General features: G+C 61.1%; 15 protein-coding genes and 1 pseudogene. 11 read left to right on the top strand and 5 right to left on the bottom strand.

Annotated elements, in window-relative coordinates:
* Positions 1 to 37 precede the first annotated feature (37 nt).
* Positions 38 to 1039 carry a helix-turn-helix domain-containing protein gene (locus tag HCF10_RS00085; RefSeq protein WP_167654691.1) on the bottom strand — a complete coding sequence of 334 codons (1002 nt, stop codon included), beginning with the start codon at positions 1037 to 1039 and terminating at the stop codon, positions 38 to 40.
* A gap of 507 nt (positions 1040 to 1546) precedes the next feature.
* On the opposite strand from HCF10_RS00085, the gene HCF10_RS00080 reads away from it, so the two are divergent.
* From HCF10_RS00080 to HCF10_RS00030, 10 genes are all read left to right on the top strand, one after another.
* Complete coding sequence (locus HCF10_RS00080) at positions 1547 to 2794, top strand: acyl-CoA dehydrogenase family protein (RefSeq protein ID WP_167654690.1); 1248 nt, start codon at positions 1547 to 1549, stop codon at positions 2792 to 2794.
* Positions 2795 to 2984: 190 nt separating this feature from the next.
* Positions 2985 to 3935: a transporter gene (locus HCF10_RS00075; RefSeq protein ID WP_131700431.1), complete on the top strand. Its 951-nt coding sequence runs from the start codon at positions 2985 to 2987 to the stop codon at positions 3933 to 3935.
* Positions 3936 to 4332: 397 nt separating this feature from the next.
* Positions 4333 to 5166 carry an EamA family transporter gene (locus HCF10_RS00070; protein WP_131700432.1) on the top strand — a complete coding sequence of 278 codons (834 nt, stop codon included), beginning with the start codon at positions 4333 to 4335 and terminating at the stop codon, positions 5164 to 5166.
* Positions 5167 to 5298: 132 nt separating this feature from the next.
* Positions 5299 to 5826 carry an RNA polymerase sigma factor gene (locus HCF10_RS00065; RefSeq protein WP_065948510.1) on the top strand — a complete coding sequence of 176 codons (528 nt, stop codon included), beginning with the start codon at positions 5299 to 5301 and terminating at the stop codon, positions 5824 to 5826.
* Positions 5819 to 6775 carry a FecR family protein gene (locus HCF10_RS00060; protein WP_167654689.1) on the top strand — a complete coding sequence of 319 codons (957 nt, stop codon included), beginning with the start codon at positions 5819 to 5821 and terminating at the stop codon, positions 6773 to 6775. Before HCF10_RS00065 ends, HCF10_RS00060 begins: the two co-directional genes overlap by 8 nt.
* 104 nt (positions 6776 to 6879) lie before the next feature.
* Positions 6880 to 9321, top strand: a complete 2442-nt coding sequence (locus HCF10_RS00055; RefSeq protein WP_167654688.1) for a TonB-dependent siderophore receptor — start codon at positions 6880 to 6882, stop codon at positions 9319 to 9321.
* Positions 9322 to 9420: 99 nt separating this feature from the next.
* The gene (locus HCF10_RS00050; protein ID WP_167654687.1) at positions 9421 to 10200 is read left to right on the top strand and encodes a PhzF family phenazine biosynthesis isomerase; all 780 of its coding nucleotides are present in this window, start codon (positions 9421 to 9423) and stop codon (positions 10198 to 10200) included.
* 36 nt (positions 10201 to 10236) lie between these two features.
* The gene (ggt, locus tag HCF10_RS00045; RefSeq protein WP_167654686.1) at positions 10237 to 12066 is read left to right on the top strand and encodes a gamma-glutamyltransferase; all 1830 of its coding nucleotides are present in this window, start codon (positions 10237 to 10239) and stop codon (positions 12064 to 12066) included.
* Positions 12067 to 12089: 23 nt separating this feature from the next.
* Positions 12090 to 12812 carry a peptidoglycan editing factor PgeF gene (gene pgeF, locus HCF10_RS00040; protein WP_167654685.1) on the top strand — a complete coding sequence of 241 codons (723 nt, stop codon included), beginning with the start codon at positions 12090 to 12092 and terminating at the stop codon, positions 12810 to 12812.
* Between the two features lie 475 nt (positions 12813 to 13287).
* A complete protein-coding gene (locus tag HCF10_RS00030) occupies positions 13288 to 13602 on the top strand; it encodes a helix-turn-helix domain-containing protein (protein WP_090409699.1) in 315 nt (104 codons plus the stop codon).
* A gap of 26 nt (positions 13603 to 13628) precedes the next feature.
* Here HCF10_RS00030 and ddlA read toward each other — a convergent pair whose 3' ends face one another.
* A complete protein-coding gene (ddlA, locus tag HCF10_RS00025; RefSeq protein ID WP_167654684.1) occupies positions 13629 to 14723 on the bottom strand; it encodes a D-alanine--D-alanine ligase in 1095 nt (364 codons plus the stop codon).
* Positions 14724 to 14767: 44 nt separating this feature from the next.
* Positions 14768 to 15406: a LysE family transporter gene (locus HCF10_RS00020; protein WP_167654683.1), complete on the bottom strand. Its 639-nt coding sequence runs from the start codon at positions 15404 to 15406 to the stop codon at positions 14768 to 14770.
* 137 nt (positions 15407 to 15543) lie between these two features.
* Here HCF10_RS00020 and HCF10_RS00015 point away from each other — a divergent pair, with 137 nt between their 5' ends.
* Entirely contained in the window at positions 15544 to 16353 is an 810-nt protein-coding gene (locus HCF10_RS00015; protein WP_131700442.1) for an AraC family transcriptional regulator, read from the top strand.
* A gap of 6 nt (positions 16354 to 16359) precedes the next feature.
* On the opposite strand, the pseudogene HCF10_RS00010 reads toward HCF10_RS00015, so the two are convergent.
* A pseudogene (locus HCF10_RS00010) lies at positions 16360 to 16560 on the bottom strand (flavin reductase); the annotation flags it as partial.
* Positions 16561 to 16632: 72 nt separating this feature from the next.
* Positions 16633 to 16965 carry a DUF2790 domain-containing protein gene (locus tag HCF10_RS00005; RefSeq protein ID WP_167654682.1) on the bottom strand — a complete coding sequence of 111 codons (333 nt, stop codon included), beginning with the start codon at positions 16963 to 16965 and terminating at the stop codon, positions 16633 to 16635.
* Positions 16966 to 17187: the final 222 nt, after the last annotated feature.

Below are 17187 nucleotides of genomic sequence, written 5' to 3'. Positions count from 1 at the left end.
TTTCCCCGGGCATTCGAAGACCGCAATGCTCGGGGCATCAAAGAAGATTCTGGACCGATCCACAACTGTCCGTTCCTGGTTTGGCTTCACCTTCTACGCTGGCTGCGAGTCCGCGTGGGGAGATCCCGAACCGCTGCTTGAACAACCGGGAGAAATGCGAAGCATCGTTAAAGCCCCAGCGCAGCGCTACGGCGAGTACGCCAGGATGGCCGGAACTGCAGAGATCGCGAGCGCTGTGCCGCAAGCGCAGCTCCCGAATCAGGCCACTGACGGAAAATTGCTCTTCCTCGAACAGGCCATAGAGTGTCCGGCGCGAGACTTTGAATCGCGCCGCAAGCAGGTCCGGCCCGAGCCCGGGTTCAGATAAATGATCGGCTATATAAGTTTCGACCGCCTGGCGGAAGGCTGTCCGCACCGGTACCCGGTCCTGCTCCTGCGCCTCCAGCGTGGCGCCCAACGCGATGGCGATGACGCCATTGAGCGCGGCGCTGAGCCCATGCTGCGCCTGTATGCCGACGCTGGCGTCCATCTGTTCAAGCGAACGGGCGAAGCGAGCCGCGACCAATCCAAGTCCCGCTTGTCCACTGACGCAGCGCGCTGTCGCCTGGCGCGGTGCCGCGAGCCTGGACACCAGTTGCTCCCTGGGTATACGGAATGACAGCACTCGCCAATCTTCCCTGAAATCGAGAAAGTAGGGACGCGTGGAGTCCACGACGGAGAAGTCACCGGGCAACACCAGTGTCTCCTGCCCATCCTGACGCACCACGCATGACCCTTCCAACTGGAAGTTCGCGAAACAGAACTCGACCGGGTTGCGGCGGATTTCATCCCAGCGTCGTTGGACGAACTGCGCACGGGAAAACACGCGGGTCTGCGCGCTCATGGAGAGGGGCCGGGAGCTCACCTCGCCCGTGAAGTCCGATCCTGCATGCTCTTGCTTGAGGATGGGATTGAGCGAGACGAAGGCTTCGCAGAGGACCTCACGCCAGTAGCTGAATCTTTCGCGCTCCACGCACGATTCGGTAGTCCAGATTTGCATCCTGCGGTCCCCCCTCAGTGGCGCAAAAGACAATCATCACGAGCGCAAGCCAGCGACTAATTTCTGAGCCAATGTCACGGTATGGCAGGCCGCTCAGACGTGTCATGTGTTCCTCCTGTTGCACAGATCGTCAACTGGTCTTGCACGCAAAGGCAAGTCGCCGGTTGATGGGCTGCAGGCGCCCTGGCACGGCATTTTCGTTTGTTCCTGCGCTGTGCACGGCGGGAATGCGAATGTGTCATGTCGGTGCAGTTTTTCGCCGGATAATCAGGCGCAGGACTGACCCCATGTGACCTGCGGCAGAAAGACGCAAAGTCCGCGCCAGAACCAAGGGGGCATTCACCCGCTACAGGCTCTTTCTGCAGAAGGCACAACCTCAGTCGGGAAAGCCCTGCGCCCTTGCGCAAATCGTCAACTGGGGTTGCACGCTCCAGCGAGACCGAGGCAGTCCGGCTGCCTACGATGGGTTGTCCGTTACCTAACCCACCGCAAGAAAGGTCGCTTCCCATGGCTATCGATTTCCAGCTCACCGAATCACAGAAGGCTTTACAGGCAAGCGCGCGAACCTTCGCCGCCGAAGTCCTCAGCAAGGTCGCCTCCACCATCGCCCCAATCGCGCGACCGGAAGACCGGTTCTACGCCACGCGGCCGTTCTACGATGCAATGGTCGACGCCGGCTTCATCAAGGCGTTGCTGCCAGCCTCGTTCGGCGGCAGCGCCCTGACCACGCTGGATTTTGCCTTGGCTGCCGAAGAACTCGCCGCCGCCGACGTCAACTTGCCTTCGGCCTTACTGGGCACCGGCCTGGGTTTGCACGCGGTGCTGCACCACGGCACCGAGGAGCAGAAACGCCGCTTCCTGCCGGACTTCGTCGAAGATGGCTCGCGCCTGGCCGCCCTGGCCTTCACTGAGGTCACCGGAGGCGCGAACTACGACAGCCCTGACCCCTCCGCCGGCGTACAGACATTCGCCCGCCTCGAAGGCGACGAATGGGTCATCAACGGCGCAAAGCACTACACCACCAACGGTACCGGTTGGGACGGCAAGGGCGCGCACCTGTACAGCGTCATATGCCGCACCGATGCGGCCCTGCCGCCACAGCAATCGCTGGCAGTCATCATGGTGCCCGGCAGCGCTCAGGGCATCGAGATCGCGGGCTTTCTCGATACCGTCGGCCATCGCGCGACGATCTCGCCGCGCATCCATTTCAACAATGTGCGCGTGCCGGCGGCCAATATTGTCGGCAAGCCGGGCGATGGCATTGCCATGGTGGAAGATGCCTTCTCCTGGACTGCGGCTCTTATCGGCGCGGCCTGCGTAGGTGTGATGCGCGCGGCCTTCGACGTCGCCTTGAAGTTTGCCCGCACCGACAAGCGCTCCGGCACGGTGCCTGTGATTGAGCACCAGAACGTTGGCTTCATGCTGGCCGACATCAAGATGCGCATCGAGGCCGCGCGCTACCTGACCTGGAAAGCCTGTCACCAACTCGATATCACCCAGGGACGCAGCCGCGAACTGGCCATCATCACCAAGGTGCACTGTTCGGAACTGTGCGTTCAGGCTGTCTACGATGCCATGCGCGTTGTCGGTGTCGATGCCTACACCGACCTCTACCCGTTGGCCGGCCTGATGCAGGACGCGCTGTGTTTTCCCCTGTACGACGGCGGCAACATGGGGGTCCGCCGCCGGCAACTCCATGCGTTGCTGCGCTCGCCGGCCTACGACGCCATGGCCTGCGCAGAGGCACGCAGTTGAAGCGGCCCCCGTGCCACGAGGCGTAAGCGCCGAGCAGCTGTCCTTCCCAGCACAACGAATGACCGCCCCAACAAAGCGACTTGGGGCGCTCCCCCCCTATCTTTGTCATGCGCACTGCCGCGTTGTCCTGTGTCGCCGCATTTCGCCGACCGATCAATGACAGATGACTACTCGAGAGAGGACTTCCGTAATGACCCAAGCATTCTCCAGCGTCGCCCGCAGGACCGGCCACGTGTCAAAGGCCGGTACCCACTCGCCCCTGAGCTGCATGAACAAGGTGTTGGCCTTGGCCTGTCTACCGATGGTCACGATGGTACCGATGACCGCGCGGGCCATCGATGTGGACATCGGTGATTTCGTCCCGGCGCCGGAGGGTACGACAGCGGGGTTGCTGTACCTGCAGCATGCCAAGCGCGACAAACTCTATGCTCAGGGACGGCAGACGGCGCGGGATCCTCGGCTGGTCTCGGATGTCGGTATCGGGAGGCTGGTGCACTACACCACGATTGGCGGGCTGACGGTAGGCCCCCAGATCCTGGTACCGTTTGGCCGGCTGGATGCCGGGCGCGACACGAGTGCATTGGGCAAGACCAGCGGGGTAGGTGACGTTATCCTGGCCGCACCAGTCTGGTTGATCAACGACTCAGCGTCTCGCACCTATCTAGCCATAGCGCCCTATCTGTACCTTCCAACGGGTAGCTATAGCCACGACCGCCCGCTCAATCTGGGTGAAAACCGCTGGAAGTTTGATTTACAGGTAGGTTTCGTCAAAGGGCTGACCGACAATTGGTATGTCGATTTGACCGGCGACGTCATGTTCCACGGCAAGAACGACAACTATGGCGCTGCCGGCGACACACTCAAGCAGAAACAGCTCTACCAGGGGCAGGGATATTTGCGTTACCAGTTCACGCCCGGAGCCAACGCTTTCGTCGGCCTGTCGCAGACCTGGGGCGGTGAGACCCGGGTCAATGGCGTTGACAGCAACGACGAAGCCCGGCAACGAAAAATCAGCGTGGGTGGCAGTTACTTCATCCGCCCGAAGACGCAACTGCTGGTAGCGCTTGGGCGCGACCTTGAGGTGGAAAATGGCTTCAAGGAAAGCGCCCGCATCAACGTTCGACTGTTGCAGGTGTTCTGAGTAGGAAGACAACATGTTTGTCTACCCCCGAGCCAACAATCGATCGAGCAGACATTGAGCACCGAGCTGCCGCGCACCGCTGTCGGCATGCACCGGTGCACTGTCTCATCTTCGCGCCACCGACTCGACGGTCACTCACTGGAAAAATCAAGCCGATTACGCTCTTAAAGGAGTTCGCATCAGCGAAGACGAAGAAGAACGCCTGGCGTTAAAACATATCCGGGCATGGGGTAGCCAGGCGTAATCGAACAGCATTTGCCCTCAATTGACGCGTAACCCAGTACTGATAACGGCTTACCGAAAGGTAGACCGTTTTTTTATGCCTTGAAGAAAGTGCCTGGGGCATACTCGCAGCGCCCCTCCTGGATACAGAACTTAGCCAATAGGACGTCCCTTCATGAGCCTTGATGTGTTCGCAATCATCATGCTGGGCGCTGCGTTGCACGCCACTTGGAATGCCGTGGTCAAGGGCGGTGACAACAAGCTGCTGACCACCTGCATGATCGCGTCGATCGCATCACTGATCGCATCGGCGGTCATTCCGTTTCTGGAACTGCCATCCAAGGAAAGTTGGCCCTTCATCGGCGCGTCGGTGATTTTGCAGGTGGTGTATTTCGTGCTGGTCGCCTCGACTTACCGCATTGCCGACATGAGCCAGACCTACCCGATCATGCGCGGCACCGCGCCGTTGCTGGTGGCGACAGCGAGCGTAGGGCTGTTGTCCGAATCCTTGTCCTCCTTCGCCTGGCTTGGCATTGCCATCATCTGCATCGGCATTTTGAGCATGGCTGCAACCCCCGGCATCGGTCAGCGAAAAGGGCTGCTCCTGGCGCTGGTCAACGCGGCAGTCATTGCCGGCTACACCCTTATCGACGGTGTGGGTGTGCGCAAATCCGGCGCGCCTGCGGCCTATACGCTGTGGATATTCCTGCTCACCGGCATCGCGCTTGCCCTATGGGCATGTGCCGTCAGGCGGCGGGAGTTCTGGCGCTATCTGGCGCGCCACTGGCGTCCTGGCGTTATCGGCGGCTTCGGCACCGTCGTGTCCTACGGCCTGGCGCTTTGGGCAATGACGGCGGCACCGATCGCCACGGTTTCGGCGCTCAGGGAAACGTCGATTCTGTTTGGCGTGGTGATCTCGGCACTGGTGCTCAAAGAACAGCTGACCCGCCGCCGGATCATGGCCGCGTGCATCATTGCCGGCGGGGCGATGGTGTTGCGACTGGGCTGACGCGCCGATCGAGCCCATGACATGCCCGGCAGGACTGCTCTCCAAACAAATCCCCCGCCACCCTATCAAATGAGACCACTTCTCATTAGTATGCCTGCTATTCGCGCAATGCCGCATCAGGGTATCGGGGCCATGGAGACAGGGACGCCAGGGGATCAGGAAAAACTCAGCGCCGTTTTTATCGGGCAGCGCAGTGCGTTAATCCGTATGCTGTCGCGCGTCGTCGGCTGTTCGAGCCAGGCGGAGGACCTGGCCCAGGAAACCTACCTGAAGGTGGCGAAAGCGCTGTACGCCCGCCCTATCGAACACCTGAAGCCGTTTCTTTATCAAACCGCGCAGTACCTGGCCTTTGATCATCTGCGCAGTGTGCGCAGCAAAAGGCGCTATGAGTGCCATTTGGCCGAAAGCCTGGTTGTCGAGGTGCCCACCACGGCACCCGGACCGGAGAGCCAGGCCCAGGGCCAACAGCAACTGCTGCAGTTTCAACAGGTGCTCGCTACCTTGCCCAAACGCCAGCAACAAATCCTGGTATTGCATCGACTGCATGACCTGTCCCAAAGCGAGATCGCTCAACGCCTGCAGGTGTCGTTGAGCACGGTGGAAAAAGATCTGCGCCAAGCCCTCACTGCCTGCGTCAAGCAAACGACCGACCATGATTGATCGTGCCGATATCCCCGATGCCATACGTAAGCAGGCGACCGACTGGTTCGCCCAGCGCGATGAGACGGTGCGCAACCCCATCACCCGCCAGCGCTTTGAGCGGTGGCGCGATGCGGATCCCCGGCACGCCACGGCGTATGCGGAACTGACCGCGATGTGGGAAAGCCGTGCCTTCGAGCAAGCCTTGAAAAACCTCGCCGGCGACCTGGAATTGCCCCCTGCCCCGCAAGCCGCCACGCACCGCAAGACACGCTTCGTGGCTGCCGCCGCTGCCGTGTTGATCACGCTGGGCATCGGCTGGATGACCGATGTGCCGATGCGCCTGCAGGCTGACCACATGACCGACGTTGCGCAGTTGGAACGCTTTGACTTGGAGGACGGCTCGCACATCGTGCTGGGCAGCCACAGCGCCATCAGCATCGCTTTCGACGGTGCCCATCGCCGCATCAAGCTGCTGCGCGGCGAACTCTATGTCGAAGCCGCCCATGACTCAGACCGCCCCCTTAGCATCGAAACCACCGAGGCCCGCGTCACCGTAGTCGGCACGCAATTCAGCGTCAGCCAGCGCGACGCGGGCGTCACCGTCGCCGTGCGCCAAGGCCAGGTACGCTTCGCCAACCGCAAGGGCGAACAGAGCCTGTTGCAGGCGGGCAACTGGCAACAGTTGCTGGGTGGGCATCTGCAACCGCTGTCCCTGGACGGTGGTGAACGACAGATGGCCTGGATCAACGGACGGCTGTCTTTCCAGAACGCGCCGCTGGCGCAGGTGTTGGCAGAAATCCGCCGCTATTACCCCGCACCGATCCTGTTATTGAACGATACCGCCGCCGGGGAGCGGGTCAGCGGCAATTACCAGTTGGATGATCCCCAGGCGATCGTGCAGGCGTTGGGTAAAGTCACTTCAACCCGGGTCCAGCGCCTGCCTGGCGGCATCCTGGTAATTCGCTGACACAGCCCACCTGACACCGTCGAAAAAAGTTTTACGGCTTTCGAAGCTTCAACCCGTCAAGAACTTTGCCTTTGCAAATCATTCCTATTTCTAACGGGGCTCACATGCACTTCCCAGCACTCAATCCGACCCACGCCCGCAGCATTCTTGCGCTCGCCATCTGCCTGGCGTGCAGCACTGCGGTTGCCGTGGAACCGGCGGGCAAACCGGCCATTCGTGAAGCAGCAGATACCCGCAGCTTTGCCATCGCGCGTCAGTCGTTGGTCAATGCCTTGGATCAATTGAGTGTGCAGAGCGGGCTGCAAATTGCCTATGCGGCTGACCTGGCCCAAGGCGTCGAATCGCCTGGCGTCAGCGGCCGCATGACCGCCCTGGAGGCGCTGACCCGATTGCTCAAAGGCACGCCCCTGAGCTTCGAGCGCAACGGCCCTGACGCAGTCATGCTGACCCGCACCGAACAACCCGGCGCGGCCTTGCAACTGGGCACCACCACCGTCATCAGCAACCAGTTGGGCACCGTCACCGAAGGCACCGGCTCCTACACCCCGGGCACCATCGCCACGGCCACGCGCCTGGTGCTGACCCCGCGCGAAACGCCGCAGTCCATCAGCATCGTCACGCGCCAGCACATGGATGACTTTGCCCTCGACAGTGTCGACGACGTGATGCGCCATACCCCTGGCATTACCGTGTCGGCCTACGACACCGACCGCAGCAATTACTACTCGCGTGGTTTTTCGATCAACAATTTCCAGTACGACGGTATCCCCTCGGCCGTGCGCAACGTGGCCTATTCGGCGGGCAACACCCTGAGCGACATGGCGATCTATGACCGGGTCGAAGTGCTCAAGGGCGCCTCCGGCCTGCTCAGCGGCGCCGGCTCCCTGGGCGGCACCATCAACCTGGTGCGCAAGAAACCTACGGCGGAATTTCTCGGCCACATCACCACGGCGGCGGGCACCTGGGATCACTACCGCACGGAAGTGGACGTCAGCGGCCCGCTGACCGAAACCGGCAATGTGCGTGGGCGTGCCGTGGCGGCCTATCAGGACAACAAATCGTGGGTCGACCGCTACTCGAACAAAAGCTCGGTGTTCTACGGCATTCTCGAATTCGACCTGTCACCCGACACCTTGCTCACCGTGGGCGCCGATTATCAGGACAGCAAACCCAAAGGCTCCACCTGGTCCGGCAGCTTCCCGCTGTTCAACTATGCCGGCGAGTTGAACAATGCCAAGCGCTCCTTCAGCAATGCCACTGACTGGAGCAGTTGGCAGCAATACACCCGCACGGTGTTCGCGAACCTAGAGCACGACCTCGGCGACGGCTGGGTGACCAAACTGCAACTGGACCACAAGCTCAACGGCTACGACGCCCAGATGGGTGCGATCCAGTTCTACCAGCCGGCGGCGGACGGCACCGCAAATATCAACGCCCAGCGCTACAAGGGCGAAACCACCAGCGACTCGGCCGATCTGTATATCAGCGGCCCGTTCAATTTTCTCGGCAGTGAACATGACCTGGTGGTCGGTGGATCCATCAGCACCGCCCATTGGAAGGGCAAGGGTTATTGGGACGAAACCTTCCCCACCGCCAACCTGGTCGACTACTTCAACTGGCATGGCAACCTGGCCAAGCCCGACTGGGGCGTGGCCTCCCAAGTCACCGACGACACCATTCGCCAGACCGGCATGTACGTCACCACCCGCTGGAACCTCACCGACGACCTGAAACTGTTGCTCGGCGGGCGCGTGGTCGACTACACCCTGACCGGCAGCACCGACACCTACCGTGAAACCGGACGCTTCATTCCCTATGCCGGGGCCATCTATGACCTCACGGACAACCTGTCGGCCTATGTCAGCTACACCGATGTCTTCATGCCCCAGGAAAGCTACAACCTCGACCGTAACCGCAAGCTGATTGACCCGGACGAAGGCGAGAACTATGAAGTGGGCCTCAAGGGTGAGTTCCTCGATGGGCGCCTTAACGCCAGCCTGGCGTACTTCGAGGTGAAGGAAAGCAACCGCTCCCTGCCCGACGATGCGTACAACAACCAGACGCCGACACCGCCCAACTTTGCCTTCAAGGGCACCGATGCGACAACCAAAGGCTATGAACTGGAACTGTCCGGCGAAATCGCCCCCGGCTGGCAGTTGCAGGGTGGCTACACCCACAAAGTGGTGCGCGACGATGCCGGCAAAAAAGTCTCGACCTTTGAGCCCGAGGATCAGGTGAGCATGTTCACGATCTACAAGCTCAAGGGCGAGCTGGACAAAGTCAGCGTCGGCGGTGGCCTGCGCTGGCAGAACACGGTGTGGCAGGACATCTACAACAGCCCCAGGAATACGACCGAGAAATTTTCCCAGGAGGCCTACTGGGTGGTGGACTTGATGACGCGCTACCAATTCACGAAAAACCTGTCGACCACGCTGAACCTCAATAACGTGTTCGATAAGCCCTATTACACCAACGTGGGCTTCTACAACTCCGCCATCTACGGCGCACCGCGTCACTTCATGCTGACCACGCGCTGGGACTTCTGACTGCCTGAGCCACACGGCCTATCACGAGGTAGGCCGTTTTTGACGCCCTCCCTTGCCACTGTTAGTGTCCAGCCTTCCCCATACACGGAGTGCTTCACGGTGAAACTGGACATCTATCAAGTCGACGCCTTCAGCCAACATGCCTTCGGCGGCAACCCTGCCGCGGTGTGCCCGCTCACCGAGTGGCTGCCTGATGAGCAACTGCAGCATATCGCCGCCGAAAACAACCTCTCCGAAACCGCCTACTTCGTGCCCCGCGATGGGTTCTATGAGTTGCGCTGGTTTACCCCGCAAGTCGAAGTCGACCTGTGCGGCCATGCCACGCTGGCGACGGCGTGGGTGTTGATTCACGCGCTGGCAGACGCACCCCAGGTGCTGCGCTTTGCCACCCGCAGCGGCGAGCTTCGGGTGACGCGCAAGGGGGATGAGCTGGCGATGGACTTTCCCGCCCGGCAACCACAGCGTTGCGAACCGCCCGCTGGAATGTTGAGTGCCCTGGGGATCGAGAGCGCCGACGTGTTCGGCACCGATGACTACATCGTGCTGGTGGACGACGAAGCCCAGGTCGCAGCGCTGACACCTGACTTTGCGCGGCTCAAGGGCCTGCCCAAGCGCGGGATTGCAGTCACCGCCAAGAGCACCCGGTTTGATTTCATTTCGCGCTGGTTCGGGCCGAATGTGGGGGTCGATGAAGACCCGGTCACCGGTTCGGCGCATACCTCGCTGGCACCGTTCTGGGCCGAGCGCCTGGGCAAATCGCACTTGACGGCCGAACAGGGGGGCCAGCGCAAGGGCCAGTTGCACTGCGAGCTGCAGGGCGACCGCGTGATTATTTCCGGCAAGGCAGTGTTGTACATGCAAGGCACGATTTACCTGTAAACCGCAGCGCCCCCAGGACAACAGATCATTCGCAAAATGAACGGAGTTCAGCACGTGTTTTCGATTTCCCTCCGCCAACTGTCGCTCATGGCGGCAGCCCTGAGCCTGGCTGCCTGCCACACGCCGGTCAACGAACAGCCACCGGCACCGGAGTTGGGCTCGGGCTATCGCACCGACCTCAGCACCCGCCATGCCGAGCGCCATATGGCCGCCGCCGCCAACCCGCTGGCGGCCGAGGCCGGACGCGAGATGTTGCGCCAGGGCGGGTCGGCAATTGACGCTGCCATTGCGATGCAGGCGGTGTTGACCCTGGTGGAACCACAATCTTCCGGCATTGGCGGTGGTGCGTTCATCATGTTGTGGGATGGGAAAAACGTGCACGCCTATGACGGCCGCGAAACGGCGCCGGCGGGGGCGACCGAGCGGTTGTTCCTGAACACCGACGGCACGCCGATGGCCTTCACCGACGCGCAGATCGGCGGGCGCTCGGTGGGCACGCCTGGGGTGCTGCGGGCCCTGGAAATGGCCCATAAGAAGACCGGCCACCTGCAATGGGCCAAGCTGTTTGAGCCCGCGATTCGCTTGTCGGAACAGGGCTTCGCGATTTCACCGCGCTTGCACAGTTTGATCGCCGCAGACCGCTTTATCCCGCAATCGCCGGAGATGGCGGCCTACTTCCTGAATGCCGATGGCACGCCGAAAGCCACCGGTACGCTGCTGAAAAACCCGGCGCTGGCCGCTGTGTTCAAGCGCATCGCAAAGGAAGGGCCAGACGCCCTGTACCACGGGCCGATTGCCGATGAAATTGCGCGCAAGGTGCAGGGCAACCACAATGCGGGCAGCCTGACTCAAGCGGACCTCAAGGGCTACGTCGCCAAGGAACGCGCGCCGCTGTGCACCGATTACAAGCGCTGGAGAGTCTGTGGCATGCCGCCGCCGTCCTCAGGCGGGATTGCGGTCGCGCAGATGCTCGGCACATTGCAGGCCCTGGAAGCCCGCGACCCGCACCTGGCCATCGCGCCGATGACACCGATAAAAAGCGCCTCGCCTGCCGGGCTTGAGCCCACGCCCGAGGCCGTGCACCTGCTCGCCGAGGCCGGTCGCCTGGCCTTTGCCGACCGCGCGCTGTACGTGGCCGATGCGGACTTCACACCGGTGCCGGTCGCCGGCCTCGTGGCCCCGAACTACCTGGCACAGCGTGCCACGCTGATCGGCGAGCGCAGCATGGGCATCGCCAAGCCAGGCCGACCGGCCGGTATTCAAGTCGCGTACGCACCGGACCGTTCGCCGCTGCGAATCTCCACCTCACAAGTCGTCGCCGTAGATGACCTGGGCGGTGCCGTGTCGATGACCACCACGGTGGAAGCCGCGTTTGGCGCCCATGTGATGGTCCAGGGCTTCTTGCTCAATAACCAGATGACCGACTTCTCATTCATCCCCGAAGAAAACGGCCAGCCGGTAGCCAACCGTGTGCAACCCGGCAAACGCCCGCGCTCGGCGATGGCGCCGACCCTGGTGTTCGACCGCGAGAGCGGTGAGTTGCTGGCCGCGGTCGGTTCGCCGGGCGGCTCGCAAATCATCGAGTACGTGAGCAAATCCCTGGTGGCGATGCTCGACTGGAAGCTAGACCCGCAAGCGGCCATCGGCCTGCCCAATTTCGGCAGCCGCAATGGGGCTACCGAGCTGGAGGCGGGCTTGTTCAGCCCAGGCCTGAAGCAGGTGTTGAAGGACAAGGGCCATGAGCTGAGCGAGATCGACATGACCAGCGGCGTCCAGGCCATCGTGCTCAAGCGGGATGACCAGGGTAAGGTGTCGCTGAGCGGCGGCGCGGACCCTCGGCGCGAAGGCGAAGCGCTCGGCGACTGACTTTAGTGAACGGAGGGAATCCCTTGCACCAGGCTGAAAATCTCGCTGCCATCCCTGGCATCGACCACGGTTTCTGTTCGATCGACGACCCGCTGCGCCCGGATGAAGTATTCATCTGCAAGCAAGTGCACAGCGCCTCGGTGATTGAATGGCAGGCGGGCCAGGTGGCCAATACGATCGAGGCCGATGGTGTGTTGACGCACCACGCTCACCCGATCGCGGTGATCACCGCAGATTGCCTGCCCATTCTGTTCGCGTCGAAAACGGGCGAACGGGTGGCCGCAGCCCATGGCGGCTGGAAGGGGCTGCAACGCGGGATTATCGCCAACGTCATGCAGCGCTTTGCCGCCGAAGGGATTGCAGCCGACCAGCTGCAAGTGGCTATCGGCCCATCGATCAAGCCGTGCTGTTATGAAGTGAGCGAAGGCTTTATCGCCGACTTCCAGAGTGACCAAGGGCACCTGTGGCAACACGCCCAGGCACCGTGGAGCTTCGTGCAACCGGCACCGCTGCAATCCCCGCAGATGGCCCCGCCCCATGCACGGCAAGCAGGCAGTGCGTGGTTTGACTTGAGCGGGTATGGGTTGTTGCTGCTGCAAGCGGCGGGCGTCAAGCGTGAGCAGATCGACGTGAGCGAGGTGTGCACTTACTGCACGTCGCCGACGTTTGCCAGCTACCGCAGAAGGACGCATCAGCCGGAGGAAGCGAAGACGTTGATTTATTCGTGGATTGCTCGTACAGACTGACACGAGAAGGCCTACAACACTCTTTCTCAAATCCTCTACATGTCTTCAGATCGCAAAATGCCATGTCATTTTTTGCGATAAACCCCCTCTTGAGCGGCGCCTTTTCACCTGCGATTTTCTGGCCCGCACTTTCTTGCCAGGGGCTACGTCAAAGACGTAGAATTTCTCGTGTTAACGATCATAGAATCTCCATTGTTCAGCAAACTATGGCCTGACTATTGGAGCGAAGATGAAAAGGGTATTTTCATGGCGTTTCTTGCCAGCCATCCCGATGCCGGGAATGTTATTCCTGGCTCGGGCGGTTGCCGAAAAGTACGCTGGTGCTTGGAGGGTCAGGGCAAAAGGGGGGCAGTGCGAGTCATCTACACCACTCAATTGGCTTGCGGAGCAATAGTAGCCCTACTGATTTACGGCAAGGGCGCTACGGAGAATATTCCAGCGCACATCCTGTACAAAATTGCGAAGGAGATGAACCATGCCACTCACTGATAAACAACTGAAGGAACGTGACGCCAAACGCAATATCGGCGAAGAATTACTGAGCGCTATTCAGGATGTTAAAGCAGGACGCTACGGCGCCGTGCAGCAGATCGAAATCACTCAAGCTGCCGAAGCAAGAAGCAAGACAGGACTGTCGCAACCCAAATTTGCCGAGCTTTTGGGGGTTTCGGTAAGAACCCTTCAAGAGTGGGAACAGGGGCGTCGTTCCCCCTCCGGCGCAGCACGCTCACTGCTACATATTGCGGCCATAAGACCAGACGTTTTTCGGGAAGTCCTCAGTAACGCCTGATGGCGTTACTGGCCACTCCCTGAGGATCAACGGCTGATCTTCAACCCCTTACGCCCCGCATGCCGCTCCAGCGCCAGCTCGATCAATCGGCTCACCAACTCGCTGTAGCTCATGCCCGCTGCCTGCCACAGCTTGGGGTACATGCTGATGCGAGTGAAGCCGGGCAGTGAGTTAATTTCGTTGATCAGCACTTCGCCATCGTCGGTCAGGAATACATCGACCCGCGCCAACCCCGCGCAACCCAGCACGTCAAACGCCTCGAGGGCCAAGCGGCGAATCCGCTCACTGGCTTCATGGCTGATATCAGCCGGCACCACCACCTGGGCCGCCTGCCCGTCGATGTATTTGCTGTCGTAGGAGTAGAAACCGCTGCTCACCACGATCTCGCCGCAGCCGCTGGCGACCGGGTTTTCGTTACCCAGCACAGCGCATTCTATTTCGCGGCCACGCACGGCCGATTCCACCAGTACCTTTTGATCAAAACCCAGGGCCAGTTCAACCGCGGCGTGGTACTCAGCCTCGTTGCCCACCTTGCTCACACCCACCGAAGAACCCTGGTTGGCCGGTTTGACGAACATTGGCAGGCCGAGTTTATTCACCGCTGTTTCAAAGGAAGTGCGCGCGGCGTTGCTGCGGGTCAGGGTGATGAACGGCGTCACGGCAATACCGGCATCACGCAGCAGGCGTTTGCTGATGTCCTTGTCCATGCATACTGCCGAGCCGAGCACGTCGGAGCCGACGAAAGGCAAATCCGCCATGCGCAGCAGGCCTTGCAGGCAGCCGTCTTCGCCGAGGGTGCCGTGGACGATGGGGAAGATCACGTCGATGTGTGCCAGCAGGCCGTTGCCGGAGGTTTCCACCACCTGCTGGCTGGCCTTGCCGGGCACCACCGCCAGTTCACGGTTGGATTGGTTAAGGGCGATGAGTGCCGGGTTTTCCTGGTTGATCAGGAAGTTCGAGGTGTCGTTGAGGTGCCAGTGGCCGGCCTTGTCGATGCCGATCAGGACTGGCTCGAAGCGTGTGCGGTCGAGTGCATCGACAATATTGCGCGCCGACTGCAACGAGACTTCGTGCTCGGCCGAACGACCACCAAAAATAATCCCCACCCGCACCTTGCTCATGACTCGGCCTCACTGTCGAAAGTAAGGCTTCTTACCACGGACGGTCAGCGATTCGCTACCAGGTGTGCGCCGAACAACACGTAGCAACCGCCAGCAAAACGGTCGAGCCATTTGCGCGAGCGGCTGTAGAGGTTGGCCATGTGCGCACTGGAAAACACCAAGGCCACGCAGGAATACCAGCTGAACGACAGGGTGGCCATGGTGATCACCGCCAGGGTCAGCAGCATCGGCGACGGCGACGGCGGCATGGTGGAGGCGAAGATGGTGGCGACGAACAACGCGGCCTTGGGGTTGGACAGGTTGCCCAGCAACCCCAGGCGCCAGGCGGAAAACAACGAGCGCCGCGCTTGCTCCGGCAACAGGCTCTGGCCCATGGCTGGCGCCGAGCGTTTGAACAGTTTCAGCCCCAGGTAAATCAGGTAGCAGCCGCCGATGATCTTGAACGCCAGGTACAACATGGGGGCGGCGGTAAACAGCGACTTGATGCCCAGGCCACCCGCCAGCCCCCACATGATCGTGCCGGTGGACACGCCCGCCGAAGCCACCACGCCATGGCGGCGCGAACAACTGGCAGCCAACTGCGCCGTGTTGAAGAAGTTGGGCCCGGGCGTCACCACCGCCACTGTCCACAACAGGGCCAGCGAGACCAGGGGAGCCACGTAGGCGGGGTCGATAAATTCCATTGGGCAGTTCCATCAGCGCAGGGCACGAGCAAGGAGCATAGACCTCGCCCACCGCCCGCACAATCGTACAAGACCCCGGCAGACAAGGGATGCAGACTGGGTTAACGTATTTCCACCTCTCCTTGTGACAAGCCGCCATGGGCAAACCGACCCGCAACTTCGACTGGCTGCACCGCGCCCCGCATGCCAGCGGCCTGGACCGTATCGAGGCGTACTTTGCAGGCTTTGCCTTCGACCCGCATCGCCATGACACCTACGCCATCGGGCGTACCTTGTCTGGCGTGCAGAGTTTTCACTATCGCGGCGACATGATCCACAGCCTGCCCGGCACGACCATGGTGCTCCATCCCGATGAGACCCACGACGGCCACGCCGGCAGTGACGAAGGTTTCAAGTACCGGATGATTTACGTGGAGCCGTCGCTGATCCAGCAGATCCTCGGCGGCAAGCCGTTGCCGTTTATCCCCAGTGGTTTATCCACTGACCCCAGGCTGTTCCGCGCCAGCGAAGTGCTGCTGCAGAACCTCGATCATCCGATTGACCCGTTGCAGGAACAGGACGCGATGTTCGACCTGGCCCACGCGCTGAGCAACGCCGCTGGCGCCCTCGTCAGCCGCAAGGCGTTCGATTACGTCGCCGCCGAACGCGCCCGGGAGTTTATCCACAGCGCCCTGGGCCGCAGCATCACCCTGGATGAAATCGCCGACCACGCCGGCCGCGACCGCTGGGCATTGTCGCGGGATTTTCGCGTGCTGTTCGGCACCAGCCCCTACCGCTACCTGACGATGCGTCGGCTGGACCTGGTGCGCAGTCTGCTCGCGCAGGGACAGTCGCTGGTGGACGCCGCGCTGATCGCCGGCTTCACCGACCAGAGTCATATGACCCGGCAATTTCGCAGCACCTACGGTATGCCGCCGTCGCGTTGGGTGAAGATGCTCGGGCGCTGAGTACGCTTAGAGCGAGTGCCCATCGATGGGCTCGCCGATGGTCAGGAAATGCCCTCCCGCCACATGATGCAAAGTCCGTCATTCATCATGCCCTTCGAAGTGCCAGTGGCCTTCGCTGAACACCCGCTCATCGGCATAGGCTGCGACCACTTCGCCGAGGAACAGGTCATAGGTCTGCTGGTTGTGAGGTTCGGGCAGCAGGCGACATTAAGCATGAGTCCTATGGATCAGCTCGACAGTTGGTTAGCGAATCGCCCTACGCGTTGAGCGCCAGCACATTTAACTGCCGTTATTTCGACACACGCCCATGACTTGGTACTCCAAAGTCGTGAGCTTGCCGCTGGAGTCTTCATAGGTCATGCGCGAAGGCACGGTGTTGCATGCGCGGATCGGCGGCGTCACGTTGACCACCTTGGCAATGTCCAACTTCATCCCATAGCGATAGGCCTGCACTTGAGGCACCGGCTTGCCGTTTCTCACGGCGTAATCGGCCATGGCCTTTTCATTGCGCTCCATCATCAGGGCAAAGGTGCGATCACCGCCGCCTTCGGCCAATGCACCGAAAGACAGGACGGCCGTTAATACACCCAGAGCGATTTTATAAAAGTTCATCACCTGTTCCTCGACTGAAAGTTCAGTGCCGAGACTAACGAACGAACCCTGACGCGATGTTCACCAGAACATTACTTATTTGTTAGGTGGTGGCGTGAACTGGTCAAGTAATCTTGGACACTGATTAAGGTTCACGCCGCCAACCTTTCCTTCACGACCGGCGACCGGTAGTCGTTGTAGCTATGAGGCCTGCTGATGTTGTAGCGCGAGACATAGCGCTGC

Source organism: Pseudomonas sp. B14(2022) (assembly GCF_012030485.1).
Lineage (GTDB): Bacteria > Pseudomonadota > Gammaproteobacteria > Pseudomonadales > Pseudomonadaceae > Aquipseudomonas.
This window is presented reverse-complemented; position numbering and strand designations above follow the sequence as displayed.